Annotated in this window: 29 protein-coding genes; 13 read left to right on the top strand and 16 right to left on the bottom strand. The window is 65.5% G+C overall.

Going from position 1 to position 25834, the window contains the following annotated elements:
- Positions 1 to 8: 8 nt before the first annotated feature.
- On the bottom strand, positions 9 to 1208 hold the full coding sequence (gene efeO, locus DEM26_RS03770; RefSeq protein WP_199224626.1) for an iron uptake system protein EfeO: 1200 nt from the start codon (positions 1206 to 1208) through the stop codon (positions 9 to 11).
- A gap of 38 nt (positions 1209 to 1246) precedes the next feature.
- Positions 1247 to 2791, bottom strand: coding sequence for an iron uptake transporter permease EfeU (efeU, locus tag DEM26_RS03765; RefSeq protein WP_109171739.1), 1545 nt, complete (start codon positions 2789 to 2791; stop codon positions 1247 to 1249).
- Positions 2792 to 3069: 278 nt separating this feature from the next.
- Between efeU and gndA the strand changes: the two genes are divergently transcribed.
- From gndA to DEM26_RS03710, 11 genes are all read left to right on the top strand, one after another.
- Positions 3070 to 4479: an NADP-dependent phosphogluconate dehydrogenase gene (gene gndA / locus DEM26_RS03760; protein WP_075776338.1), complete on the top strand. Its 1410-nt coding sequence runs from the start codon at positions 3070 to 3072 to the stop codon at positions 4477 to 4479.
- A 210-nt stretch (positions 4480 to 4689) separates the two neighbouring features.
- Positions 4690 to 5442 carry an SDR family NAD(P)-dependent oxidoreductase gene (locus tag DEM26_RS03755; protein WP_088722010.1) on the top strand — a complete coding sequence of 251 codons (753 nt, stop codon included), beginning with the start codon at positions 4690 to 4692 and terminating at the stop codon, positions 5440 to 5442.
- Positions 5439 to 6830 carry a F0F1 ATP synthase subunit beta gene (gene atpD, locus DEM26_RS03750; RefSeq protein WP_109171738.1) on the top strand — a complete coding sequence of 464 codons (1392 nt, stop codon included), beginning with the start codon at positions 5439 to 5441 and terminating at the stop codon, positions 6828 to 6830. Before DEM26_RS03755 ends, atpD begins: the two co-directional genes overlap by 4 nt.
- Entirely contained in the window at positions 6827 to 7237 is a 411-nt protein-coding gene (locus tag DEM26_RS03745; RefSeq protein WP_075776341.1) for a F0F1 ATP synthase subunit epsilon, read from the top strand. Before atpD ends, DEM26_RS03745 begins: the two co-directional genes overlap by 4 nt.
- The gene (locus tag DEM26_RS03740) at positions 7234 to 7530 is read left to right on the top strand and encodes an AtpZ/AtpI family protein (protein WP_075776342.1); all 297 of its coding nucleotides are present in this window, start codon (positions 7234 to 7236) and stop codon (positions 7528 to 7530) included. Before DEM26_RS03745 ends, DEM26_RS03740 begins: the two co-directional genes overlap by 4 nt.
- Complete coding sequence (locus tag DEM26_RS03735) at positions 7527 to 7799, top strand: hypothetical protein (RefSeq protein WP_109171737.1); 273 nt, start codon at positions 7527 to 7529, stop codon at positions 7797 to 7799. Before DEM26_RS03740 ends, DEM26_RS03735 begins: the two co-directional genes overlap by 4 nt.
- Positions 7796 to 8482, top strand: a complete 687-nt coding sequence (locus DEM26_RS03730) for a F0F1 ATP synthase subunit A (RefSeq protein WP_109171736.1) — start codon at positions 7796 to 7798, stop codon at positions 8480 to 8482. The genes DEM26_RS03735 and DEM26_RS03730 overlap by 4 nt, the downstream gene beginning before the upstream one ends.
- 2 nt (positions 8483 to 8484) lie before the next feature.
- Positions 8485 to 8730 (top strand): F0F1 ATP synthase subunit C, encoded by a 246-nt coding sequence (locus DEM26_RS03725; RefSeq protein ID WP_075776345.1) that lies wholly within the window; start codon positions 8485 to 8487, stop codon positions 8728 to 8730.
- A 2-nt stretch (positions 8731 to 8732) separates the two neighbouring features.
- The gene (locus DEM26_RS03720) at positions 8733 to 9467 is read left to right on the top strand and encodes a F0F1 ATP synthase subunit B family protein (RefSeq protein WP_088735199.1); all 735 of its coding nucleotides are present in this window, start codon (positions 8733 to 8735) and stop codon (positions 9465 to 9467) included.
- On the top strand, positions 9454 to 10956 hold the full coding sequence (locus DEM26_RS03715) for a F0F1 ATP synthase subunit alpha (RefSeq protein WP_109171735.1): 1503 nt from the start codon (positions 9454 to 9456) through the stop codon (positions 10954 to 10956). The genes DEM26_RS03720 and DEM26_RS03715 overlap by 14 nt, the downstream gene beginning before the upstream one ends.
- The gene (locus tag DEM26_RS03710) at positions 10953 to 11756 is read left to right on the top strand and encodes a F0F1 ATP synthase subunit gamma (RefSeq protein WP_075776348.1); all 804 of its coding nucleotides are present in this window, start codon (positions 10953 to 10955) and stop codon (positions 11754 to 11756) included. The genes DEM26_RS03715 and DEM26_RS03710 overlap by 4 nt, the downstream gene beginning before the upstream one ends.
- 162 nt (positions 11757 to 11918) lie before the next feature.
- On the opposite strand, the gene DEM26_RS03705 is transcribed toward DEM26_RS03710, so the two are convergent.
- Positions 11919 to 12338, bottom strand: a complete 420-nt coding sequence (locus DEM26_RS03705) for a hypothetical protein (protein WP_109171733.1) — start codon at positions 12336 to 12338, stop codon at positions 11919 to 11921.
- Between the two features lie 378 nt (positions 12339 to 12716).
- Between DEM26_RS03705 and DEM26_RS20305 the strand changes: the two genes are divergently transcribed.
- Positions 12717 to 12863, top strand: a complete 147-nt coding sequence (locus tag DEM26_RS20305) for a hypothetical protein (RefSeq protein ID WP_157771562.1) — start codon at positions 12717 to 12719, stop codon at positions 12861 to 12863.
- A 301-nt stretch (positions 12864 to 13164) separates the two neighbouring features.
- On the opposite strand, the gene wrbA is transcribed toward DEM26_RS20305, so the two are convergent.
- The 13 genes from wrbA to DEM26_RS03640 form a co-directional block, all read right to left on the bottom strand.
- Complete coding sequence (gene wrbA / locus DEM26_RS03700) at positions 13165 to 13758, bottom strand: NAD(P)H:quinone oxidoreductase (RefSeq protein WP_075776350.1); 594 nt, start codon at positions 13756 to 13758, stop codon at positions 13165 to 13167.
- A gap of 44 nt (positions 13759 to 13802) precedes the next feature.
- Positions 13803 to 14711 (bottom strand): pirin family protein, encoded by a 909-nt coding sequence (locus DEM26_RS03695; RefSeq protein ID WP_088722016.1) that lies wholly within the window; start codon positions 14709 to 14711, stop codon positions 13803 to 13805.
- 173 nt (positions 14712 to 14884) lie between these two features.
- On the bottom strand, positions 14885 to 16456 hold the full coding sequence (locus DEM26_RS03690; protein ID WP_109171732.1) for a GMC family oxidoreductase: 1572 nt from the start codon (positions 16454 to 16456) through the stop codon (positions 14885 to 14887).
- Between the two features lie 11 nt (positions 16457 to 16467).
- Positions 16468 to 16992, bottom strand: coding sequence for a Twin-arginine translocation pathway signal (locus tag DEM26_RS03685; protein ID WP_088719181.1), 525 nt, complete (start codon positions 16990 to 16992; stop codon positions 16468 to 16470).
- Positions 16993 to 17028: 36 nt separating this feature from the next.
- Positions 17029 to 17424, bottom strand: coding sequence for a VOC family protein (locus DEM26_RS03680; RefSeq protein ID WP_075776354.1), 396 nt, complete (start codon positions 17422 to 17424; stop codon positions 17029 to 17031).
- 113 nt (positions 17425 to 17537) lie between these two features.
- Positions 17538 to 17831 carry a ribbon-helix-helix domain-containing protein gene (locus DEM26_RS03675; RefSeq protein ID WP_075776355.1) on the bottom strand — a complete coding sequence of 98 codons (294 nt, stop codon included), beginning with the start codon at positions 17829 to 17831 and terminating at the stop codon, positions 17538 to 17540.
- A 118-nt stretch (positions 17832 to 17949) separates the two neighbouring features.
- Positions 17950 to 18750, bottom strand: coding sequence for an ABC transporter permease (locus tag DEM26_RS03670; protein WP_075776356.1), 801 nt, complete (start codon positions 18748 to 18750; stop codon positions 17950 to 17952).
- On the bottom strand, positions 18747 to 19601 hold the full coding sequence (locus DEM26_RS03665) for an ABC transporter permease (protein WP_088719183.1): 855 nt from the start codon (positions 19599 to 19601) through the stop codon (positions 18747 to 18749). The genes DEM26_RS03670 and DEM26_RS03665 overlap by 4 nt, the downstream gene beginning before the upstream one ends.
- Positions 19598 to 20638 carry an ABC transporter ATP-binding protein gene (locus DEM26_RS03660; RefSeq protein ID WP_109171731.1) on the bottom strand — a complete coding sequence of 347 codons (1041 nt, stop codon included), beginning with the start codon at positions 20636 to 20638 and terminating at the stop codon, positions 19598 to 19600. The genes DEM26_RS03665 and DEM26_RS03660 overlap by 4 nt, the downstream gene beginning before the upstream one ends.
- A 74-nt stretch (positions 20639 to 20712) precedes the next feature.
- A complete protein-coding gene (locus DEM26_RS03655; protein ID WP_109171730.1) occupies positions 20713 to 21777 on the bottom strand; it encodes an ABC transporter substrate-binding protein in 1065 nt (354 codons plus the stop codon).
- 29 nt (positions 21778 to 21806) lie between these two features.
- On the bottom strand, positions 21807 to 22763 hold the full coding sequence (speB, locus tag DEM26_RS03650) for an agmatinase (protein ID WP_075776360.1): 957 nt from the start codon (positions 22761 to 22763) through the stop codon (positions 21807 to 21809).
- Between the two features lie 95 nt (positions 22764 to 22858).
- Positions 22859 to 23779 (bottom strand): LysR family transcriptional regulator, encoded by a 921-nt coding sequence (locus DEM26_RS03645; protein ID WP_075776361.1) that lies wholly within the window; start codon positions 23777 to 23779, stop codon positions 22859 to 22861.
- The gene (locus tag DEM26_RS03640; RefSeq protein ID WP_109171729.1) at positions 23779 to 24570 is read right to left on the bottom strand and encodes a nitrilase-related carbon-nitrogen hydrolase; all 792 of its coding nucleotides are present in this window, start codon (positions 24568 to 24570) and stop codon (positions 23779 to 23781) included. Before DEM26_RS03640 ends, DEM26_RS03645 begins: the two co-directional genes overlap by 1 nt.
- A 245-nt stretch (positions 24571 to 24815) precedes the next feature.
- On the opposite strand from DEM26_RS03640, the gene DEM26_RS03635 reads away from it, so the two are divergent.
- Complete coding sequence (locus DEM26_RS03635) at positions 24816 to 25745, top strand: NADP-dependent oxidoreductase (protein ID WP_088727095.1); 930 nt, start codon at positions 24816 to 24818, stop codon at positions 25743 to 25745.
- The last annotated feature ends 89 nt before the right edge of the window (positions 25746 to 25834 follow it).

Below are 25834 nucleotides of genomic sequence, written 5' to 3'. Positions count from 1 at the left end.
CTTCGTCTTCAGCTTGCCGTGGCGACTTTTTCGGCGATCCGCGACAGCGGCTCCTGCAGCATCTGGATCGCGCGGCTCAGCTTCACCGCGTCCGATTTGCGCAGCTCGGCATCGTAGATCTTGTAGCCGCCCAGAGCGTCGGGATCGCGGTAGTCTTCGAGTATCGTCTGCACATCCGCGAAGCGCTGCGCGATGGTCTCGGCGACGTCCGGGTCGATCCGCTTCAGCCCCGGCTCGAGGAAGGCGAACGCCTGATGCGCGCCTTCGATATTCGCCGCGAAGTCAACGAGGTCGATATGGCTGTAGGCCTCTTCCTCACCGCTGATCTTGCCGCTTTGCACTTCTTCTAGAAGGGCTGCAGCGCCGTTCGCGAGATCCTCGGGGCGATACTCGATCCCGCCGGACAGATCGGCGAGCATCTTGACGTTCTTCACCAGCTCCGCCGCATAGGCCTTGGTCTCTTCGGTGATTTCGCCTTTCTCGAACAGGTCGCGCTCAACCGCGTGGAAGCCGTGCCAGCCGACCGCCGGGTCGAGGTTCGAGGCGCGCATGTCGATCAGGTAATCGAGGTTGCCCGAGTTATCGGTCGGGTCGGTGCCGGGAAGGACGAAGCCCTCAACGTCGGGCTCGATCCGCTCGTAGAACGGACGGGCCTGCGCATAGGCCGCCTTTGCGCCCTCCACGTCGCCCGCATCGACTTTCGCGGCGAGACGTTCGCTCGCCGTCACCATCGCGCCGACCATGCCTTCGACGTAGTTGGCGTAGCCTGCGGTGCCTTCGTCCAGCAGATCGCCGATCGCGCTTTGCGCGCGCTGCTTGCTCTCGCCGGTCACGGTGAAGGCGACGGTGTCTTCGGCAGCGCCCGGGCAATAGATACGATAGTCGCCACCGTCGAGCGTGACGGTGAAGCTCGAGGCAGGCAGACCGGGAGCGAGGTTCTCTTTCTCGCCGAGGATACGGCTGTCCGACAGCAGCTCCAGCTCGGAAATCGCGGGGGCGGATTCATTGGTCACCGTGAAGGTGATCGGCCCTGCCGCCGCGCTGTCGTGATCGAGGACACATGCGCCGCCATTCTCGCCAGTCAGCGTGATAGCGACCTGCGCGGCCCCGTTATTCGTGGGCGCATCGGCCAGTGCGGGCTGCGCGAAGAACGCGGTTGCGGCGAGAAGTGGAATGGCGCGGCGGCGCGCGCGGGGCGACATGTTCATTGTCAGGCTCCTGTATTTGCTCTGCGGAGTTGGCTTGGTCAGAGGGACCTGGCGGGGAAAAACGGTGCGGGGCGCGCACGGGCGAGCGCGGAGGCCGCCAGCGCAAGCGCGATGAGGAAGAGGATCACGGGCAACTCTCGGGCCCAGAACTGATGCTCGATGCGGGCGCGGCGCAGCGCACGCAGCGCATCCGCGGCCTCTTGCGTGGCGGCAAGGGCCATGACCCAGTCGCCGGTTGCCGAACCGCTGGGCGCTGAATCGACGCGCAGCGTGCGCGGCGTGGTCAGCCCACCGCCCGACAGGCGTAGCGTCACCGCGCTATGACCCTGCGCATCGAGAAGCGCATCGCCCGCTGTCCAGACGGTCACTTGCTCCAGCCGCGTCCACTCGGCCACGAAAGGCCCGGGGTTGCGCGCGGGGCTGACGCCCACCGGCAGCCGCCCACCCGCGAGCTGCGCAAGCGTTGTGAGATCGATCTCGCCGGGGGCGCCCGCGATCTCGGTCTGGCTCTGCACTTGGCGATGCAGGGACGGGAGACCCAGATGCCGTTCCGGCGTCGCTTCGGCGCCCGTCAGATCGACGCGGGTCGCACCTATTTCGAGCATGTGTCCCTGCAGACGCAGATCGGGTCCGGCGGAGGTGTCGACATCTCCTTCAAGCACACGCGGCGCATGATCGGGCAGCGTCACCTGCGGCTGCGGCCAAAGCGCCGCGATACCGACGGCCAATGCCGCGAAGGCGACCGCGAGAGAGCCGCGCAGCCATTGCGCCGTGCGGGGATCGGGGCGCAGCGCACGCGGCCAATAGGTCAGCGCCGCGACCGGGACCAGATAGGCGATCCAGCCCAGCAGCTCGATCAGGCGCGGATCGGCGGGAATGCCGAGCACACCCGTGATCAGCGCCGAGCGCACTGTGCCGGGGGCCACGAGCCAGCTCAGATCGGCAATGCGCTGCTGCCCCGCCAGCAACCAGCCCGCCTCATGGGCCGAGCGCAACGTCTGCAGCACCAGCCCGGCCGCAACGAGGATCAGGAACACGCCGGTCCAGCGGAAGAAACGCCCCAGATTGAGCCGCATCCCGCCCTGCGCGATCGCCCAGCCGAGCGCGACCGAGGCTGCGAGGCCAAGCGCCGCGCCGAGGCCCGCCCAATGTCCGGTCTGCGCACCCGAGATCGTGGCGAGCAGGAACACCGCGGTCTCAAAGCCTTCGCGCAGCACGGCGAGGAAGGCCATCGCGGCCAGGGCGATCCGGCTCCCCTGCCCCAACGCCGCGTCGGCGTCCCGCTCGATCTGGCCCTTCAGCCCCGCCGCGTGGCGCGTCATCCACAGCACCATCAGCGTCACGAAGACGACCGCGACGGCGGCGATCACGCATTCCAGCTTTTCCTGCGCGCTTTGCGGCAGCGCGGCCTCGATCAGCGCCAGACCGGCCCCCACGCCGACCGACAGCGCCACCGCGGCAGCAACGCCAAGCCACATCTCGTGCAGACGCTCGCCCCGGGCGCGCAAAAAGGCCGCGATGATGCCGACGATCAGCGCCGCCTCGAGCCCTTCGCGCAGGCCGATGATGAATGTTGCGAGCATGAAGACGTTCCTCGTCGATTCCCGAGTAATTTGCTTGGGTATTCGTTAGCTGCGTCGCCTGACGGGCGCAACCCCCTAACCCGAGTAATTTTATCGGGTACCCGGCACGGCGTTTCTTCGCGCTCGCAGCGATCAGGCGATTTGCAACTTCCGTCATCTTGGGGCAATTCGTGCAGGTCGCCCTCGCAGCGCCGCGCAATTTGGCGATACGGCGTAGCGAGCGAGGCGACACCCCGGGCCGACGGCGGCCCGCATGTAACAAATTCGGAGGCCGTATTTTGGCACAATCGCAAATCGGGCTGATCGGCCTTGGCACCATGGGCGGAATGCTCGCCCTCAACATCGCGGAAAAAGGGTTCGACATCGCGGTGTTCAACCGCACGACCAGCGTCACCAAGACTTTCCATGAAAACGCGGGCGAGCTGGCGTCGAAAATCACGCCCTGCGAGAGCCTCGAAGAGCTGGTGAAATCGATCGCGAAACCCCGCGCGATCATCCTGATGGTGCCCGCGGGCGAACCGGTCGACCAGCAGATCGAGGCGCTGCGCGCCTATCTCGACGCGGACGACCTGATCATCGACGCGGGCAACGCGAATTTCCACGACACCGAGCGCCGCGCCGCCGAAGCCGCGAAGGCCGGCCCGCGATTCCTCGGCATCGGGGTCTCGGGCGGGGAAGAAGGCGCGCGCCACGGGCCTGCGATCATGGGCGGCGGCGAGCAGCAGGACTGGGACCGCGTCGCCCCGATCCTCAATGCGATCGCGGCCAAGTTCGACGGCACGCCCTGCGCCGGTTTCATGGGCAAGGGCGGCTCGGGCCATTTCGTGAAGGCCGTGCATAACGGCATCGAATATGCCGACATGCAGATGATCGCCGAGACCTACGGCGTGATGCGCGACGGGATGGGCCTCGACTCGCAGGCCTGCGGCGAGATCTTCGCGAAATGGGACGAAGGCGCGCTCAAATCCTACCTGATCGAGATTTCCGGCAAGGTCGCACGCGCCACCGATCCCGAGAGCGGCAAGCCGATGCTCGACATCATCCTCGACCGCGCGGGCCAGAAGGGCACTGGCCGCTGGACCGTGATCGAGGCGCAGCATCTCGCCGCCCCGGTGCCGGTGATCGAAGCGGCAGTGATGGCGCGCAACCTGTCGTCGCGCCTCGTGGCGCGCCAGCAGGGCGAGGAGATGTTCGGGGCCGCCCCCGAGGCGCTGCCCGAAGGCGCGCTGAGTGCCGACGATCTGGAGAACGCCCTGATCGCGGGCAAAATCCTGTGCTACGCGCAGGGGTTCGAGCTGCTGCGCTCGGCCAATGCGCCCTTCGACTGGGATCTGCCGCTGCCCGATATCGCCTTGGTCTGGCGTGACGGCTGCATCATCCGCTCGGCGATGCTCGACGACATGGCGAGCGCGCTCAGCGAGTCGCCCGATCGCAACCTGATGTACGCGCCCTATTTCGCGGACCTGCTGAAGACCCATCACAGCGCGCTGCGCAAGGTCGTCAGCATCGCCGCAGCCCACGGGCTCGCAGTTCCGGCCCTGTCGATGGCGCTGAGCTATTTCGACACGATGCGTACCGCACGCGGCACCGCGAACATGATTCAGGGCCAGCGCGATTTCTTCGGTGCGCACGGGTTCGAGCGCACCGATCGCGAGGGTGGCGACTTCCACGGCCCCTGGGCCATGTAAGCGCAGACTGAAGGCTTGAAGAAGTCCGCCCGCGCCTCGATGAGAGCCGCGGGCGGTTTGCATTCGGCGAACCTCCGGACGCCGCGACCCGCGCCGCATTCACGAAGACGTGCGCATCCAGACTGCGCCCACGGCAGTTGATCCCCATCAAAGTCCCGAAGCCGCGAGCCCGTTACCCTCGTCGCATTCAAAACGGAGGCCGGGACTGCCATGACACGGGATTTCGAAGGAAAATCAGCTATCGTTACGGGCGCGGGATCTGGGATCGGCGCGGCGATCGCCAAGGAGTTGGCCGCCCGCGGCGCTTCGGTCTTGCTTGCCGATCAGAATGCGGATGCGGCCAAGTCCGTGACCGAGGAGATCCGCAAGGCGAGCGGCACGGCCGAGCCGATGGCGGTCGACGTCACCTCTGCCGATGCTGTCGAAGCGATGGTCGCCAAAGCCGTCAAGGCGTTCGGCAAGCTGGATCTCGCGGTGAACAACGCCGGCATCGGGGGCGTGCAGGCGCCGCTCGGGGAATATCCGCTCGACAGCTGGAAACACGTGATCGACGTCAATCTCAACGGGGTGTTCTACGGGATGCGCTACGAGATCGCGGCGATGCTGAAATCGGGCGGCGGGACCATCGTGAACATGTCCTCGATCCTCGGCTCGGTCGCGTTCCCCAGCGCCTGCGCCTATGTCGCGGCGAAACATGCGCTGCTCGGCCTGACACGGGCGGCGGCGCTCGATCACGCGGCGCAGGGCATCCGCGTCAATGCGGTCGGCCCCGCCTTCATCGAGACGCCGCTTCTGTCGGGTCTGGCACCTGAGGTAAAGGACTCTCTGGTCGCCCTGCATCCGGCGGGGCGACTCGGCACGCCTGAAGAGGTCTCGGCGCTGACCTGTTTCCTGCTATCGGACGCCGCGAGCTTCGTGAATGGCAGCTACCACCTCGTCGATGGGGGATATACCTCGCGATGAGCGTGGCCGAGGGACGGATCATCGCGGTGCGCGGGCCGGTCATCGATGCGAGCTTCGATGGCCCGCTGCCGCCGATCTATTCGATCCTCACGACGAGCGATGGCGATCCGGAGGGCAGCTTCGAGGTCCATGGCCATCTCGACGCGCATCGGGTGCGCGCCATCGCGCTGCAATCGACGCTCGGCCTGTCGCGCGGGCGAAAGCTGCACGCCACGGGCAAGCCGCTCGAAGTGCCGGTGGGCGAGGCGGTTCTGGGGCGGCTGATGGATGTGACCGGGGCGATGCGCGACGGCGGCGATCCCCTGCCCAAGGAAACGCCCCGCCGCCCGATCCACGGCTCGCCGCCGCGCCTGTCGGGCAGCGGCGCCGTCACCGCCTTCGAGACCGGCATCAAGGTGATCGACCTGATGCTACCGCTGGCACGCGGCGGCAAGGCCGCGATGTTCGGCGGCGCTGGCGTGGGCAAGACGGTGCTGGTGATGGAGCTCATCAACACGATGGTCGAAAAATATCAGGGCATCGCGATCTTCGCGGGCGTCGGCGAACGCTCGCGCGAGGGCCACGAGATGCTCGCCGACATGACCGACTCCGGCGTACTGGCCCGCACCGCGCTGGTCTATGGCCAGATGAACGAGCCGCCCGGCGCGCGCTGGCGGGTGCCGCTGACCGCTGTCTCCATCGCCGAGGATTTCCGCGACCGCAATCACCGCAATGTCCTTCTGATGATGGATAACGTCTTCCGCTTCGTGCAGGCGGGCAGCGAGGTTTCCGGCCTTCTGGGTCGCCTGCCCTCGCGCGTGGGCTACCAGCCTACCCTCGCCTCCGAGGTCGCCGAACTGGAGGAGCGCATCGCCTCCGCCGCCGGAGCCTCGGTCACCGCCATTCAGGCGGTCTACGTGCCGGCGGATGATTTCACCGACCCGGCCGTGACCGCGATTTCGGGGCATATGGACAGCTCCATCGTGCTGTCGCGTCAGCTGGCCTCGGAGGGAATCTACCCCGCGATCGACCCGCTTGCATCGTCGTCGCAATTGCTCGACCCCGAGATCGTCGGGGCGGAGCATTTCCAGCTGGCGGGCGAAGCGCGGGCGCTGCTGGCGCGGTTCCGCGAATTGCAGGACATCATCGCGCTGCTCGGCGTCGAGGAGCTGGGCGCGTCGGACCGGCTGGCCGTGCGCCGCGCGCGCAAGCTGCAACGCTTCCTCACCCAGCCCTTCGTCGTGACCGAGGCGTTTACCGGCCAGACCGGGCGCTCGGTGCCGCTGGCCGACACGCTGGAGGGATGCCGCGCGATCCTTTCGGGCGAGGCGGACGAGTGGTCCGATCAGTCGCTCTACATGATCGGCGGGATCGACGAGGCCCGCCAACGAGAGGAGGCCGCGGCATGAGGCTCACCATCGCCACACCGCTCGAGATCGTCGTCGATGCCAAGGACGTCACCGCGATCCGCGCCGAGGATGCGAGCGGCGGCTTCGGAATCCTGCCCGGCCATGCCGAGTTCCTCACCAGCCTCAGCATCTCGGTCATCTCCTGGGAGGCCGAGGGCAAGCGACACTATTGCGCGGTGAAGGGCGGCGTTCTTATGGTCGAGAATGGCAGCGACGTCTCGGTCTCGACCCGCGCCGCGGTGACCGGCGACCTGCCGGAGCTGGGCGACACGATCCTGAAACGCTTTCAGGCCGAGGATGATGCGGCGAAGACCGAGCAGGCCGACGCCACCCGGCTGCATCTGCTCGCAATCCGACAGCTGGTGGCGAGCCTAGACGGCGCGCGAACGCGGGAGCACTGGACATGACCCACCCGCCGGAAGACCCGGACAAGACGGAGGAGCCGATGGAAAGCGCCGCGCGCCGCCACGCCGCCCGGACCGAGAAGGCGCGACGGGAGGGAGAAATCCCGCTGGGCCGCCGCTTGGGCCAGATCGGTGTGCTCGGATGGATCGTCGTGCTACCGATGCTCGCCGGAGCCGCCGGGGGACGATGGATCGACCGCAGCGCCCAGTCGGGCATCTTCTGGACCGCCGCGCTGATGATGGTGGGGCTTGTCGTGGGGTGCTGGCTCGGCTGGCGCTGGGTGCAACAGCAATGAGCGGGGTGGAGCTTCTTCTTGGCGCAGGCGCCCTGATCCTCGGCATCGGCGTGGGGCTCGTGCATTTCGCGCTGCTGCGGGCGGGAACTGATGCGATGCTGCTCGAAAGCAAGGCGCTGAAGGCGATCGTGCTGACCGTATTGCGCCTCGGGCTGACGATCACGGTTCTCGTGGGCTGCGCGCTCTTGGGCGCCGTGCCACTGATCGCGGCGGCGCTCGGGATCGGCATTGGGCGGGCGCTCACTCTGCGACGCGCGAGGTCCGCATGAACTCGCCGCTGGAGACCGCCGTGCTTTTCTGGATCGGCCCCGTGCCGATCACGCAACCCGTCGTCACGACATGGGTGATGATGGCGATGATCGTGGCCGGCTGCTACGCGCTGACCCGAAACCTGAGCCTGCAACCCGGACGCCGGCAAGCGGCGCTGGAGCTGCTGGTGACCGTGCTCGACACCCAGATCCGAGAGACGATGAGCGTCTCCCCCGACCGCTACCGCACCTTCCTCGGCGGGCTGTTCCTGTTCATCCTGATCGCGAACTGGTCCTCGCTGGTCCCCGGCGTGGAACCCCCGACCGCCAATCTGGAAACCGATGCGGCGCTGGCGCTGCTCGTTTTCGTGGCGGTGATTGTCTACGGCATTCGCGCGGGCGGCGTCGGGGGCTACCTGCGCAGTTTCGCAATGCCGACGCCGCTGATGATCCCCCTAAATCTCGTCGAGACGCTGACGCGCAGCTTCTCGCTGCTGATCCGCCTGTTCGGGAATATCATGAGCGGGGTCTTCATCATCGGCATCGTGCTCTCGCTCGCGGGGTTGTTCGTGCCGATCCCGTTCATGGCGCTCGACCTGCTGACCGGGCTCGTCCAGGCCTACATCTTTACCGTCCTCGCCATGGTGTTCATCGCGGCGGCAGTGGCGGAATCCCAACCCTCCCGAGACTCCGGAAAGGACTGATCATGGAATATGTTGAAGTGGCGAGCATCATCTCGGCCGCGGCGGCGGTGGCCTTCGGGGCGCTCGGCCCCGCGCTTGGCGAAGGGCGCTCGGTCGCGGCTGCAATGGATGCGATCGCCCGCCAGCCCGAGGCCGCGAACGCGATCTCGCGCACGCTCTTCGTCGGGCTCGCGATGATCGAGACGACGGCGATCTACTGCCTCGTGATTGCGCTTCTCCTGCTGTTCGCCAACCCGTTCATCGGCTGACCATGACACTGGACTGGTGGACGCTCGGGCTGCAGACGCTCAATGCGGCGGTACTGATCTGGCTTCTGAGCCGGGTGCTTTGGCGCCCGATCGTGAGTGCCATCCAGGCGCGTCAGGCCGAGGCCGACAAGCAATTGAGCGACGCGAGCGAGGCCGCGCGCAAGGCCGACGAGGCGAAGGCACGGGCCGAGGCGGCGCTTGATCAGGTCGGCACGCGCAAGTCCGAGATTCTGGCGCAGGCCCAGACCGAGGCCGAAGCCGCGCGCAAGGCGCTTCTGGATCACGCCCGCGCAGAGGCTGCCGACATGGCCCGCACCGCCGAGGCCGAGCGCGCTGCCCGTGCGGAGGAAGCCGAGAAGCGATATGCAGCACGCGCAGCCGATCTGGCGCAGCGCATGGCCGAGCGGATCGGCGCGCGCCTGTCGCGGCCCGCGCTGCTCGAAGCCTACGCGACGGACCTTCTGGCGCAGGTCGCGGCGCTCGACACCGAGGATCGCGCCGCGCTCGGCTCGGAAAAGCTCATGCTACGTATCAGCGAGGCGGTGGAAGCGGGTTACGGCGAAGCGTTCGCCCGCCGCGTTGGCCAGACCCTTGGCAAAGAGATTGGCCCCGCGATCAAGACGGATGCGGCGTTGATCTGCGGCCTCGCGCTGGAGACTGAACATCTGCACCTTGAAAGTTCATGGGCCGCCGATCTCGCCCGGATGCGCAAGGAGGTGGCCAATGACACCCAATGATCCGGACGAGTGGTTGGACCGCAGCGTCAAAGCCATCGAGCGCGCGCCTCTGGGCCCCGTCGTGCGCCGCAGTGGCCGGGTGGAGCGCGTGTCCGATGGCGTCGCGATGGTGTCGGGCCTGCCCGAAGCCCGCGCCGGCGAGCGGCTGGTCTTCGAGGGCGGACAATCGGGCTTCGTGCATGTGCTCGACGAAGAGACCCTTGCGGCGGTGCTTCTCGACGATATCGCGGGCGTCGCGCAAGGCGATGCGGTGACCGGCACGGGCGACGTGATGCGGGTTCCGGTGGGGCCGGAACTGTTGGGCCGGATCGTCGACCCGCTCGGGCGGCCCCTCGACGGGCTCGGCCCGATCGCGGCCAGTGCAAAGCACCCGGTCGAACGCCCCGCCCCCGCGATCATCGACCGCGCGGCAGTGGTCGAGCCGATGCAGACCGGCACGCTGGTCGTGGATGCCCTCTTCGCGCTTGGCCGGGGGCAACGCGAGCTGATCGTGGGCGACCGCGCGACCGGCAAGACAACGCTCGCGCTCGACACGATCCTGAACCAGAAGGACGGCGACGTGACCTCGGTCTATGTCGCGATCGGTCAGAAGACCTCCTCGGTGGAGCGCGTGATCGAGACGCTTCGGCGCAACGGGGCGCTGGCGCGCACCATTGTCGTGGTCGCCGGGCCGTCGACGCCGCCGGGGATGCAATGGCTCGCCCCCTTCGCAGGCATGACGATGGCCGAAGAGCTGCGTGACACCGGCGGCCACGCGCTGATCGTGCTCGACGACCTCACGCGCCACGCCGCCTCGCATCGCGAGCTTGCGCTGCTGACCCGCCAGACGCCGGGGCGTGAGGCCTATCCGGGCGATGTCTTCTACCTGCACGCCCGCCTTCTGGAACGTGCCGCGCGACTCTCGGACAAACTGGGCAGCGGCACGCTGACCGCCTTGCCTGTGGCCGAAACCGATGCCGGCAACCTCGCAGCCTTCATCCCGACCAACCTGATCTCTATCACCGACGGGCAGATCGTGCTGGATACGAAGCTGTTCAACCGCGGACAGAAACCCGCGGTGGATGTCGGCACCTCGGTCAGCCGGGTCGGCGGCAAGACGCAGGCGCACAGCCTGCGCGACGCGGCGGAGTCGATGCGGCTCGATTACGCCCAGTTTCTCGAACTGGAAATCTTCACGCGTTTCGGGGGCATGCCGGACACGCGGGTGAAGGCGCAGCTGGCGCGCGGCCGGGCGGTGCGTGCGGTGCTGGCTCAGGTTCAGCACGCGCCGCTGCGCCTCGCCGATGAGGTCGCGCTGGTTCTGGCGGTGCAGGCGGGGCTTCTCGACGGGTTGGAGCCCGCGCAGATCGACGCGTTGCGCGACGCGCTTCCCGGCGCGCTCGATGCGGCGGGTCTGTCTGGGGCCGATTTCTCCGCCAAGCTTAGCGAAGGTCTGCATGACCAGATCCTGCAATGCGTGAAGGGGATTCTGCCGGAGCCTTCGAAATGAGCGAGCAGCTTGCCGAAATCGAAGCGCGTATCGGCAGTGTCCGCACGCTGGCCTCGGTGATCCGGGCGATGCGCGCCATCGCGGGCGCGCGCGTGCGCCAGACGCAGGGACAGCTTGCCTCGGTCGACCTGCACGCGGCGACGGTGAGCCGCGCGCTGGACCGGGTGCTCTCGCTCGCCCCCGAGCCGCCCAAACCCGAAGGGCCGCCGCTCACCGTTCTGTTTCTGGCGGAGCAGGGTTTCGCGGGCTCGTTCAACGCCCGGCTACTGAGCGCGTTGGGGACGCCGCCCGGCGGCCTCGTCGTAATCGGGACGCGCGGCGCAGCGCTGGCGGCGGAACAAGGGCTGAGCGCGCTTGCGCAGTTCCCCCTGCCCTCCCACGGCCCGGCAATCCCGCCCTTCGCGGACCGGCTGGCCGAGACATTGCTTCAGCTTGCGGGCCGGGCGCCGATCGACGCGTTTCACGCCCAGACGGAAGACGGCAGCTGGAAGGCCTGCCGTCGCCGCATCTTCCCCCGTCCGGCCCAGCCGAGCGCACCGCCGAGCCAGCCGCCCCTGTTGACGCTGCCGCCGGAGCAGCTTTGCGCCGCACTTTTCGCCGAGATGCTGCATGCGGAACTGTGCCGCGTCGCGCTGCACGCCACGGCGGCGGAGAACACCGCCCGGATGCTCGCAATGGCCTCCGCCCAGGGGACGACCGAGCGCAAGCTCGACGCGCTGGAACAGACCGCACGGATTTCGCGGCAGGAAGCGGTCACTACGGAAATTCTGGAGCTTTCGGCCGGGGTCACGTCCAGCTGAGCTGAAACGTCGTCAAACCCACCGCGCAAGCATCGCCACGGCGGAAAACGGCTTCGGCCGAGACCGCGGGTTGCAGGAAAAGGTCTAAGATTCGCGATCGCCCGCGCGCCCGAGTGGTCTCGGGACATCCGCGCGGGGCAAGCAATTTGAAGAGCGGGCCGCTCAGTGCAGCCGCGCGTCGGACACAGCGAGCTGCTCTGCATAGCCGCCGCGGACCTTGAGCGACGACAGCATCGGCTGGGATTGCATGATGTAGCCCTCAAGGAAGGTGACGAGGGCGATGCGCCAGCGACGTTCGATCTCGATATAGGGATCGGAAGTGGCGAGCGAGCTCACGTTGACTGACACCGAGAATTTCTGGGGGTCGAAGGTCGCGCGCTGATCGAGCAACTCGGCGCGCAGGGTCGAGGTGAATACTTTTTCCGGCTGCGCCAGTGTCGCCAGCCCTGTGAGGTCGATCGAGTCGGTCGACGCATAATCGGGAGCACCGCCGAGGAACCGAAGAGAGAATTTTCCGATTTCCGCAACACCGCGCTCGCCAACCTTAACAAGCAATTCGAGCGACACGTGTTTAACATTCATAATCATTACCTCCGTTGGTCGCGAGTAGCCCCGAATGGGCCGTTGCGGCTCGCCGACGGGGGCTGGATCACATGCAAGCGCGGCGATGTTGTGACTTGATTTGGGCAACTATGTCAAAGTTAGTTTTCACGTTACGTCACCTATCGGGACAGCGGCGGCGAGTCCATCGGTGGGATCGGCCGCTTGCGAAATATCGCTGCGGCCATCGCCCGCGCATATGGAGCGGCAGAGCTGCCTCGAGGGTCGTCTCGCCAGTGCCGCTAAGCACATCGGCCACAACAAAAACATTGCCGCGCCCCACGGTGCGCCCCAAATAGTTGAACCGGGTCGTTCACCCGAGCGACCTAGTTCATTTGAAATTTTCGAGAGGAACCCGACATGCAAAGCCCGATGAAGAAAAAAGCCGTGCTCGCTCTGGTCGCAAGCTGCGCCCTGGGAATCCTGGCTGCCTGCAACCAGACTCAGGGCACGGCGACCTATCCCGACGTTCCGAACATGAAGGCGAATATCGAAAACCCGATGTGAGCTCGCGGCGGCTTTTTCGCCGCGCCCATGCCTCGCTCCCTCTCTTGAACAAGCTTGAATAAGAGCCGGGAGCCGGCCCGCCACTGACGCGGCGCATCATTGCCGGCAAAGAGAACATCGGGCGCGCTCCCGCGCCGCTCGCGCGTTCGCTCATGTGGGCCTGTAGCGACTTGCTGCCGCTCAGCAGACGACTGAAAGGGGCTTCGTCCGGCTCGAGGAAGGAACCGGCACCGGACCGATGTAAAAACAGGTGCGCCCCCGCCCAGAAAGGGCGGAGGCGCTTTCTCAATCTCGGGAAAGATCAGCCGACGAGCTTTGCCGTCATCTCGACCAGGCGCTTGGCCTGATGGGCAATCGCGGCCTTACCGGCCTCGTCGACACCGCCGGCGTTAGTCGAGAAGCCGTAGGGGTTGCCGCCCGCGTTGAAGATCGCCTCGTCGGTATAGCCGGGCGCGACGATGATGCAGCCCCAGTGCATGGCCGTGGTGTAGAGACCAAGGATCGTCGCCTCTTGCCCGCCATGGGCGTTCTGCGCGCTGGTGGTCGCGGTGAAGGTCTTGTTGGCGAGCTTGCCCGCGCCCCAGAGGCCGCCCAGCGTGTCGATGAAGGCGCGCATCTGGCTTGCGGAGACGCCGTAGCGGGTCGGCCCGGAGAAGAAATAGCCATCGGCCCATTCCATATCGTCAGGGGTCACTTCCGGAATGTCGCTCATCTTCTCCAGCTGGTTTTTCCAGGCGTCCTGACCTTCGACGACGGCTTTCGGGGCCGTTTCGGGAATGCGGCGCAGGCGCACCTCGGCCCCGGCGGCCTCGGCGGCTTCTGCTGCGGCCAGCGCGACGGCGTGGTTGGTGCCATAGGTGGAATAAAAGACGATTGCGATCTTCGGTTGTGCCATTTCTATCTCCTGTGTTGGAAAGGGTCTGAGGGGCAACGCCGCCCTCAGCCGTGTTTTATGAAGGTGCCGTTGTTGAGTTCGGTGAGCGCCTGGCGCAGTTCATCCTGCGTGTTCATGACGATCGGGCCGTGCCATGCGACGGGCTCCTGAATCGGACGCCCCGTCATCAACAGGAAACGGAGGCCTTCGTTCCCGGCCTGCACCGTGATTTCGTCGCCTGCTCCGAAACGGACAAGCGTGCGGTTGCCGGTCATGTCGCGGATATTCAGCTCCTGCCCGCGATATTCCTTCTCGACCTTGATGCCGACCGGATCGCTGGCATCACGGAAGGTGCCGGAGCCCGCGAAGACATAGGCGAGCGCATTGGAGCGCGTATCGACCGGCAGTACCTTGCGGCGTCCCGCGGGAATCGACACGTCAAGCAGCATCGGATTTGCGGCGATCCCGTCGACGGGACCGGTCTTGCCCCAGAACGAACCTATGATGACCTTCACAGTCGTGCCGTCGTCATCGCCTTCGATCGGGATATCGCTGGCCGTGATATCCTGATAGCGCGGCGCCGTCATCTTGAGCGCCGAGGGAAGGTTGGCCCAAAGCTGGAAGCCGTGCATCTGCCCCTTGGCATTGCCCGAAGGCATTTCCTGATGGACGATACCGGAGCCTGCGGTCATCCACTGCACGCTGCCTGCGCCGAGAAGCCCGCGATTGCCGAGCGAATCCGCATGCTCCACTTGGCCGTCGAGCACATAGGTGATGGTCTCGATGCCGCGATGCGGGTGCCACGGGAAGCCCTTGGAATAGAGCCGCGGATCGTCGTTGCGGAAATCGTCCATCATCAGGAACGGGTCGGTCAGCGACGGATCCCCGAAGCCGAATACGCGGTGCAGATGAACACCGGCGCCTTCGAGCGCGGGTTGCGCCTGACTGGTGGCCGAGACGGGTCGAAAGGTCATGGAAGCCTCCAAATGTCGTTGATCAGAGTTTGGGGCTTCTCCAGGAAAATGAAATTAGCGAAGGTCCCGCATGTCCTGTGCGCAAGCGCGCAGACCTGCAAAGGTTCCGCAAAGAGAACCGGGCCACCCTTGAGCAGCCCGGTCGTCTTTTGCCTTAGCTGATCCGCTCGGGATCAGATGTTTCCCTTCGACATCTCCCCGGCGATGAAGTCAGCCTGCCGGATCGCGAGCGCCACGATGGTCAGCGTGGGGTTTTCGGCGGCGCCGGTCGTGAATTGGGAGCCGTCCGAGATGAACAGGTTGGGCACGTCATGGGTCTGGCCGTGTTTGTTCACCACACCGTCGCGCGGGTTCTCGGACATCCGGTTGGTGCCGAGGTTATGTGTCGAGGGATAGGGCGGCGTCGGCAGCGTCCGGGTCGCCCCAACCGCTTCGTAGATCGCCTTGCCGCGGGCATAGGCGTGATCGCGCATCGCCCGATCGTTCGGGTGATCGGTGTAATTCACATTCGCGACCGGCAGCCCGTAGGCGTCCTCGACCGAGTGGTTGAGCGTGATGCGGTTGGTCTCCTGCGGCATGTCTTCGCCCACGATCCACATCCCCGCCATGTTCTCGTAGCTGTCGAGCGCAGTCGTGAACTCGCGCCCCCAGCCGCCCGGATCGAGGAAGGCCGCCATGAAGGGCAGACCGAGGCTGAGCGTTTCCAGCTCGTACCCGCCGACGAAACCGCGCGAGGGATCGTGACGCGCCTCGTCGCGGACGATGCCCGCCATCGTCGTGCCGCGCCACATCTTCACCGGCTTGTCGAAGATGCCGTAGACCGAGCCCGTGGTGTGCCGCATGTAGTTGCGCCCCACCTGCCCCGAGGAGTTCGCAAGCCCGTCGGGGAACATCGTCGAATGCGAGTTCAGCAGCACGCGCGGGCTCTCGATCGAGTTGCCCGCGACGCAGACGATCTTGGCCTTCTGCATCTGCAGGTTGCCGTCCTTGTCGAAATACTCGACGCCCGACGCGCGACCCTTGTCGTCATGCAGGATACGCGCGACATGACAGTGGACGCGGACCTCCAGATTGCCGGTCGCCTCGCCGCGCGGAATATCCGTATAGGCCGACGACCACTTGGCGCCCCATTTGCAGCCCTGGAAACAGAAGCCCGTCTGCTGGCACGACATCCGGTCGTCGTAGTCGATCGAGTTGATCGCCATATGGCCTGTATTGACCTCTTGGTAGCCAAGCGACTTCGCGCCTTTCTCCAGCACCTTGAAGTTGTTGTTGCCCGGCAAGCCCGGACGATCGCCGGTGCGGGTCACACCCAGCTTCGCCTCGGCCTTGTCGTAATAGGGCGCAAGCTCCGCCGGATCGATCGGCCAGTCGAGCAGGTTTGCCCCGTCGACATTGCCGTAATGGGTCTTCGTCTTGAACTCATGGTCCTGAAAGCGAAGGCTCGCCCCGGCCCAGTGGATCGAGGTGCCGCCGACCGCTTTCACGATCCATGCGGGCAGACCCGAGAAATCCTTGGCCACGCGCCAGTCGCCGCTCGTGGTGCGCGGCTCGGTCCAGGCGAGCTGGCCGAAGCTTTCCCATTCGTCATTGATGTAATCTTCGGGCAGATAGCGACCGCCCGCCTCGAGCGCCACGACCTTGACGCCCTTCTGCGCCAACTCGTTGGCCAGCACACCGCCGCCAGCGCCAGTGCCGATGATGACAACGACGCTGTCGTCGCTCAGATCAAATTTCGCAACCATGTCTGCCTCCCTTACAGCCAGTCGATGTCGTCAAAACCGCGGTTGATGTAGCCGCCCTTGGAATAGGACTCGCCCTCGTAGCCGAAGATCGGCCAGACCGCTTTCTGGTTGTAGAGGCCGGTCACCAGACCACCCCGAATCTTCTGGAAGAAGGGGCTCTCCTCCATGCCCCGCAGGATCATGACGCGATCCTTCTCCCAGCCGGTTTCAAGGTAATTCGCGAAGCCTTTACCGCGCGCCGCCGCATCGAGCGCGGCGATGCCGGCTTCGATCTCGTCGGCCGCATCTGGGCTGTCATAGCCTTTCACCGCGATGACATAATACTGGTCGTCGACCCTGTCGTGCGGATAGATATCGCGCGCCATCTGCACCAGCGTCGCGAAGGTCGTGGGCTTGAGCGCCGAGAGCTCGGTGGCCCAGGCGGCATTGCGCGCCGCCATGAACCCCGCCCCCACGACGAAGCTCGCCCCTGCCGCGGTCGCCCGCGCCAGCAGCTGCCGTCTGGTCAGCCCTTTCGAGCTTGCCTTGGTCGTCATTGTCGTCTCCTCCCTGATGTCTCCCTTAGGAAAATCTCACTTGAAGCGGCCTTCGCGCGCGAGCACCTCGATCTGGTATCCGTCCGGATCGGCCACGAAAAAGAACTTCGCGACGACCTCCCCTGCCGGCGCGAATTCCACGAGTTTGCGGGGCGCGAGGCCCTCCGCCTCGAAGCGCTTGTGTTCGGCTTCGAGATCATCGACCGCGACCGCGAAATGGCCGTAGCCATCGCCGAGGTCATAGGGCTCGGTCCGGCCCTTGTTGACGGTGAGTTCCAGTTCGAAATCGCTTTCGGGATTGCTCAGATAGACGAGCGTGAATTCCGGAAAGTCGAGACGGTCGGCGACCTTGAGGCCGAAAGCCTTGTCGTAAAACGCGACCGAGCGGTCCTCGTCGAGGACACGGATCATGGAATGAATGGATTTTGCCACCGGTTGCTCCCGCTGTAGTGCTGTCAGTTGTCCTGAGAGCGTAGCAGCGGGCGAAGGTGGGGCGGGTAGTAGGTCTATACTACCCCTCAAGAATGTTTGACGTCAGGCTTGCGCTACTCTGCAGCGACGGCGAGCGGTGCGCGATCGGCCGATATCTCCATGAATTTCAGGCAGGCACAGCGCAGGAGCGACGTGAAGTTCGACGGCTCCCCGCGCAGTTCGAGCACTTCGGCATGCAGCGTCGAGATGAAGGTCGGCGTGGATACCCCGTCCCGCGCCGCGATCTCGTCGAGAATATCCCAGAAGGCGTTCTCGAGCCGGATGCTCGTGCTTTGCCCGTTGAGCCGAAGCCTGCGTGTCTCGCTGGAATAACGCTCCGGATCCTGACCGGCGAATACATGGCACATATCGTCTCTCCTCCCTCGGATCCGATTGCCGGGGCGAACCAAGATTCACCCGAGACTCAAGAATATGGGCAATCCGGAGCGGGTCAATCGTGTTGTGAGAGCGGACGGAGAGGCCCGCCTATTCGCTCGATCCCCGCTCAGACCCCATCAAACGCGGCAGATCGCCGAACTTGCCGATCAGCCCGAAGACGACCGCTGCGAGCAGAACGAAAAGCACCGACACCACCCCGAGGATCGGCGTGTAGCCGTAGCGCAGGGCGTTGAAGATCTTGATCGGGATCGTCTCGACGGTAAAGCCCGCGACCATGTAGGCGATGATGTATTCGTTGAGGCTGAGCACGAAAGCGAAGGCATAGCCCGACACGATGAAGGGCAGCACCAGCGGACCGATCACCGTGCGCAGAACCGTCCAGCGCCCTGCCCCCATCACGCGGGCGGCCTCCAGCAGCGCGCGGTCGATGCCCTTCAACCCGAGCGAGATCGTCACCAGCGGCAGCGTCACGAGGAAAACGGCATGCGAGACGATCGTGGCCCAGATCTGCCCGTACCCGCCGACCGTCATCCAGAACACCATGAAGCCCAGAGCGGAGATCACCGGCGGCAGCGTGAAGGGCGCGAGCCCCAGCCCGGTCAGCAGCCGCGCCGCGATGCCGTTGCGCTCCCACGCGAACAGCGCGAGCGGCAGCGCGACTGAGACCGAGAGCGCAGAGGCGCAAGCCGCGATCAGCAGCGAATGGCCCAGCGGCACCAGCCACGCGCTGTCCTGAAACAGCGTGCCATACCACCGCAGCGACGGCTCCACCGGGGGGAAGCGCAGGGTCTGCGGCCCGTTCAGCGACACTCCGGTCACGACGACCAGCGGCGCAAGCAGCAAGAGCAGGATCACGATCACATAGGCGCGTTTCAACCAGCTTGTCATGATGCGCTCCTTTGCCGTCCCGCGAGCGAGGCGAGGCCCACGAGGGCCAGCGCCACCAGCATCAGGAAGATCGACATCGCCGCGGCGAACGGCAGGTTCGTCTGGTAGATCGCCTGATCGGTGATGTGGACCGAGAGCGTCCAGTCCTCGGAGCGACCCAAGAGCTGCGGCAGAAGATAGGAGCCCAGCGTGAAGACGAAGACGAGGATGAAGGCGCCCACGATCGCTCCGCGCAGGTTGGGCACGATCACCCCGAAGAAGGCGCGCGAGGCGGAGGCCCCCATGACGCGGGCGGCCTCGACGATCTCGGGATCGAGCCGGGAGACCGGCGGGTAGAGCACCAGCACCGCGAAGGGAAAGCCGATATAGCAAAGCCCGGTGATCAGCGCGAAGAGCGACGGCGTATAGGCGCGCGGCGCATCGATCATCCCGAGCCAGTAGAACAGGTTCGAAATCCCCGCCGTCTTCGACAGCAGTGTCGAGAGCGAGAAGCCGATGATGACCTCCGAGAGCGACAGCACCGAGAGCAGCACCACGAGCGCGACGGTCTGCGCGCGATGGCTCATCGAGGCGAGGAAGACGGTGAACGGAAAGGCCAGCACGACGCAGATCGCGGCCGCCGCCAGCGACACGCCAACCGAGACGCCCATCACCTTGGCGAAGAAGGCGGTCATGAACCGCGCGTAATGGGTAAGCTCGAAGCCCGGGATGAAGGCGCCGGCCGGATCGCGTTGCGAGACCGACACGGCGACCATGATCCCGAAGGGCACAAGGAAGAAGACCGCCAGCATCAGCGCCGGCCAAAGACCGACCCAACCCGGTGTCGCGCGCATCTCGGTATTCTGGCTCATGTCACCACCACACGCTCGCCCGGGCGGAAGCTGAGGCTGACCCGGTCGCCGGGGCGATAGCTCGCCTGCGTCTCGGGGGAGAGTTGTGCAGTGATCTCTTGGCCCTGTGCTTCGAGCAGCACATGGCGGCTTTCGCCGAGATCGCGCAGGAAGGTCACTTCCGCCTCGATGCCGCCAGCGCCCGCGGGCTCGATGGCGACATGCTCGGGCCGGATCGAAAGCTGCGCCTCGCCTTGCTCGAGAGCGATCCTGTCGCCCTCGGCAATCGGCAGCCGCGCGCCCAGCACCTCGATCGCGCCGTCGCGGACGGTGCAGGGCAGCAGGTTCGTCGTGCCGATGAAGCCCGCCACGAAAGCATTCGCCGGGTTGCGGTAGATCTCCATCGGCGCGCCCGCCTGCTGGATCACGCCGTCCTTCATCACGATGACCAGATCGGCCATGGTGAGCGCCTCTTTCTGGTCGTGGGTGACGACGATCGTAGTCACGCCGAGGCTTTGCTGGATCTGGCGCAGTTCGATCTGCATATGCTCGCGCAGGCCCGCGTCGAGCGCCGAGAGCGGCTCGTCGAGCAGGAAGACCTTCGGGTCGATGGCGAGACCGCGCGCAATCGCGACACGCTGACGCTGGCCGCCCGAGAGCTGGTCGATCCGCCGCGCGCCCATGCCGGGCAGGCGCACCAGTTTCAGCAGTTCATCGGCCTTCGCGTCTCGCTTGGCGCGGTCTGCGCCGCGGATCGCGAGCGGATAGGTGATGTTTCCCGCCACGTCGAGATGCGGGAAAAGCGCCAGCGACTGGAACACCATGCCCATGTCGCGGCGGTGGGTCGGGACCTTCGTCTGGTCATCGCCATCGACGACAACCCGCCCCTTGGTCGGCGTCTCGAGCCCGGCGACCACCCGCAGAAGCGTGGTCTTGCCGCAACCCGAGGGCCCCAGAAGGCAGACGAATTTACCCGTCGGTATCTCGAGCGAAACATCATCGAGGGCGGTGAACGACCCGAATTTCTTGCTTAGCCGCTCGATGCGCAGATTGGTCATCGCTGTCCTGTTTCCTCAAAGCAAATAGACGCCGTGGCGACATGCAGACGCCACGGCGCAAGTTGGTAGCCAAATCAGCCGGTGATCATTTCCGACCACTTCTGATTGATCCAGTCACCGCGGTCCACATAGATATCGTAAAGCGGCAGGATCGGCTGCTTGTCCGAGGACACGGCGGCGAATTCCTCGTCGGTCAGGTCGGTCTTCTCGCGCGGCACGGTCGGCGCGGTGCCGACATTGCGCGACAGCTTCGCCTGAATTTCCGGCTGGGCCATGTAGTCGATGAAGATCTGCGACTGCTCGAGCGCGCTCGACGCCTTCGACACCACCCACGAGCCGGAATCGAGTACCGCGCCCTCATCCGGGAAGGTCGAACGCACGGGCTTGCCCTGCGAGGCGGCCAGCGAGGTCACGTCGTGGTAATACTCGCCCATCGGGATTTCGCCGGTCTCCAGCGCCTGCTGGAACTGGCCCTCGTCGCGATACCACAGGCGCACATTCGGCTTCACCTCGGCGAGCTTGTCCATGACCTTGAGGATGCCTTCCTCGGTCTTGAGGATGTCGGTGCCGCCGAAATAGGTGGTCGCGGTAATCTCGAGCAGGAACGAGTTCGTCGCAAGCGACATCAGACCGAGCTTGTCCTTGTTCGCCGGATCCCACAGCGCCTTCCACGAGGCGGGCGCATCGGCATAGGCGTCGGTATTCGTCACCAGCGTGATATACCAGCTGACTGCGCCGGTTCCGTAGACGCTGCCATCCTCATAGCGATGCACGAAGTGATCGGGGAGCGCGGAGATGTTGCTCATCTTGTCCGCGTCGAGCTTGGCCCAGAGGCCCGAGCGCTCGCCTTTGATACGCGGCAGTTGCGCGATCATCGACACGTCCGCCGGGGCCTGATTTGCGCGCGCCGCCTGCGACAGCTGCACCAGCCACGCCTCGCCCGTGGGCTCCGCGATGCTTTCGACCTCGATACCCGTGGCGGCCGTGAAATCGGGGTAGATGAACTTGTCAAAGCTGTCCTTGAAGTAGCCGCCATAGGTGCCGACCTTCAGCGTCGAAGAGGCCGCGCGCAGCACGGTCGGAGCCGCAAGCGCGGCCGTTCCAAGCGCGGCACTTACCAGAAACTCACGTCTTTTCATTGGATATTCTCCCTGTTGTCCGGCTTGTCTTAACGCCCTTGCGGCACGCCGGGCAGCGCGCAGAGCATTTCGTAGAGGAAGTTCGCGGCGATCACCGCCGTGTTGCCTGCCATGTCGTAGGGCGGCGAGACCTCGACCAGATCGCAGCCCACGAGGTTGAGCCCCGCCGTCCCGCGAATGATCTCGAGTCCCTGCATCGTCGTCAGCCCGCCAACCTCGACCGTGCCCGTGCCGGGCGCGAAGGCCGGATCGAGGCTGTCGATATCGTAGGACAGATAGACCGGCGCGTCACCGATTTGCGCACGGATATCCGCCATCAGCGGCGCGAGCGATTTGTGCCAGCACTCTTCGGCCTGGATGCAGGTCCAGCCGCGCTCGCGGCCCCAGTCGAAATCGTCGGCGCCGTAACCGGTACCGCGCAGACCGATCTGGAAGACCTTGTCGTTGATCAGGCAGTCCTCTTCCCAGGCGCGGCGGAACGGGCAGCCATGGGCGGCTGTCTCGCCGAACATATCCGCGTTGGTGTCGGAATGCGCATCGACATGGATCAGCGCGACCGGCCCGTGTTTCTCCTTGATCGCGCGCAGGATCGGCCAGGTGAGCGTGTGGTCGCCGCCCAGCGTGAGCGGGATCGCATCCTGCGCGAGGATGCCGCGGTAATGCTCCGCGATGATCTCCACCGACTTCTTCAGATCATACAGGTTGATTGGCACGTCGCCGATATCGGCCACCTGCAGATGCTCGAACGGGGCCGCGCCCGTGGCCATGTTGTAAGGCCGGATCATCCGGCTTTCGTCGCGGATCTGGCGCGGGCCGAGACGTGTGCCCGGGCGGTTCGACGTACCGATATCCATCGGAATGCCAATGAAACACGCGTCGAGCCCTTCCGCCGTCGGTGCGGAGGGCAGTCGCATCATCGTCGCGGGCCCGCCGGTGCGCGGCATCGCGTTTCCGCTCAGAGGCTGATTGTATCGGTGTTCGGTCATCGCAATCTCCGTAATTCGCGGAAGCATGCGTCGCGACGATGGACTGAAAAATATAGTTGTGTCGAAATTCACTTCGACGAAATTCGAAGCATAGATCAGACGGTGACGCTTTTTTCAGCATCTCCTGCGTAGACCGCTTCAAGCTCCGAGCGCATGGCCTGAGCAAGCGGCGAGGCCTCCGCATCGGGGCGCGTGATCGCCTCGAAGGGACAGCGGTAAAGGAAACGCTGCGGCAGGATGGCCCGCAGGCGGCCCGCCTCGACCCAGCGCCGCGCGGAGTGGTCCGGCATGTAGCCGATGAAGGCGCCCGAGAGGATCATCACCAGTTGCTGCTCGAGCCCCTGCGCCATCGCGGTCGTCTGCGGAAAATCGCGATTGTTCCAGTGATCATCCCGCCAGTAGCTGCGCCCGACCGCGCGCATCGAACTGACGAATTCAGGGGTCAGCGCCGCATCGGGCACTGACCAGAGCGGGTGACCCGGCGCACAATAGAGGAAGTTCTCCTCGTCATAGAGCTTTCGGTAATTGAGCCCGGCCACCTTGTGCGGGAAGGACCCGATCGCGAGATGCAGCGATCCGTCGAGTACCCGGGTCTGAAACTCCTGTGGCGAGCCTTGCGCAAGCTCGAACCGGACCGAACGCGCGCGACGCTCCAACGCGGCGATCGCTTCGGGCAGCCGGAAGTTCGGATCGGTCACGACATGGTCCACGAGCCCGATCCGCAGCGTGCCCGAGAGCGTGCCACGCAGGGCGGCGGTTTCGGTGACGAACTCCTCCGTCGCGGCGATCAGCTTGACCACCGCCGCATGCACGATCTCGCCCTTCTGGGTAAGCCGGAACCCCGCTCGTCCCCGCCGGCAAAGCGTCACGCCAAGCCGTTCTTCCAGCGCCGTGATCTGCGTCGAGATCGTCGACTGGCTGACATTGAGCTCTGCCTGCGCGGCGGCGAAACCGCGATGGCGGACGACCGCGTCGAAGACGCGCAGAAGACGCAGGTCTGTTCCCGCAAGCTGCATCAGGCCGTCTCGTCGACGTGGCGGAAGTCCTGCGCCTGCGTCGAGACGAGCGCGGGATCGTACTGCCGCTTCAGGGTGGCAAGGAGCATCGCAGGATCGCTCCCGGCGCGGGCGAGCGTCTTGCCGTCGGGGCCCATGATGACCGAAAGGCCGAAATACTCCAGATCGGCCTCGCTGCCGCAGAGATTGGCATAGGCGATGGCCAGCCCGTGATTGGCCGCCATCGCGGGCACGACATGATCGCCCACATGCTCGAACGGGCGCATCGCGGCGGTCGGCGCGAGGATCAATTCGACCCCTTTGTCACGCAGCGCCGCGACATGCGGGGCGAATTCGACATCGTAGCAGATCAGGATCGCAGTGCGCTTGCCCGCCAGGTCGAACAGCGTGTAGCGCGATCCCGGCACGAAGCGCTCGGCCTCTGCGGGGCCGTAAAGCTGGATCTTGCGATGATTGCCCAGCACCTCGCCCGTCGACGAGACGCAGATCGCCGAATTGCGAAGCCCGTCCGCGGCGCGCTCGGGGTATCCGACGCAGATCGCGCAGCAAGCCTCGCGTGCAAGCGGCGCGAGCCGGTCCGCCATATCCTCGACGCTCAGCGCAAGCTCGTTGAGGTCGTCGCGCTCATACCCGGTCAGGAACAGTTCGGGAAAGACGATCACCGCCGCCCCCGCCTGCCCCGCCGCGCGCGAGGCGCGGGCGATCTGACCGAGCGCGGCGTCACGATCCCCCGCGACCGTCTGTCCCTGCCAGAGCGCCATGCCCAGCCCGTCTTGCGCCTTGTCACTCATCGCTGCCCTGCTCTCGCTCTACGAAATTTTTCTGCGCCAGTTTCACCGCTCCGGAAAACGGCTGCAAGTCCGGAGCTGTGGATGGCGCATCGGCGCGCCGCCAACCGTCGGCGCTTCACATCTTCGGTGTCCATGGACCTTCAGCGCCGCGTTCGAGTTCTACCGTCAGATTGACCTAAAGGCCTCTTGAACCGCGACCCACGCGCAAGCCGGTTTCCCATCCCATTCAAACAGGAGATACGCCCATGAAAGCCGCCATCATCCGGGACTACGACACGGCGATCGAAATCGACGACATCGCCCCGCCCCAGCTGAAGGAAGGCTCCGTCCTGATCGCCGTCCACGCGGCCAGCGTGAACCCCATCGACTACATTCTGCAATCGGGCGCGATGAAGGAAAACGTCCCGCTCGAGTTCCCGCATGTCATGGGATACGACGTTTCGGGTGAGATCATCGAGGTCGGCCCGGGTGTCACGGATTTCGAAGTGGGCGACGCGGTGTTCGCGCGCCCCAACCAGGAGGACGCCGGCGCGATCGCGCAGGTCGCTCGCCTCAAGACCGATGAGATCGCGCTCAAGCCCGCGAAGCTGAGCCACGAGGAAGCGGCTTCCGTTCCGCTCGCCGGACTGACCGCGTGGCAGGCGCTGATGTCGAAAGCCAAGCTGAAGTCGGGCGACAAGGTTCTGATCCATGCCGGATCGGGCGGGGTCGGCACCTTGGCGATCCAGATCGCGAAGCATTTCGGGGCCCATGTCGCCACCACCTGTAGCCCGCGCAACGCTGATCTGGTCCGCGAGCTCGGGGCGGATATCGTGATCGACTATCACAGTCAGGCCTTCGACGAAGAGCTTTCGGATTACGACATCGTCTTTGACCTGCTGGGCGGCGAGACGCTGAACCGCTCGTTCAAGGTTCTCAAGAAGGGCGGCAAGCTCGTCTCGATCAAGGGGCAGGACACGGACGATCTGGCCTCCAAACACGGCGTCGAGTTCGAATGGTTCCTGATGGAGCCCGATGGCGCGATGCTGTCCGATCTGGCCAAGCTGCTGGAAGACGGGGCCGTTCGTCCCGTGATCGACCGCGTCTACCCGATGAGCGAGACGCGTGAGGCTTATGAGCAGCTCAAGGACGGGCACGCCGTAGGCAAAATCGTGGTGACCATCGACCAGACCTGAGACCGCTTGCGGAAGGACTGAAAGCGGCTTGCCGGTCGGGGTGCGTATCCCGACCGGCAATGTCGTCTAGGATCGGCTTTTCCGACAGC

Source organism: Thioclava sp. NG1, assembly GCF_003122275.1.
GTDB lineage: Bacteria > Pseudomonadota > Alphaproteobacteria > Rhodobacterales > Rhodobacteraceae > Thioclava > Thioclava nitratireducens.
Note: the sequence above shows the minus strand (reverse complement) of the source record. Positions and strands in the feature narration are given on the sequence as shown.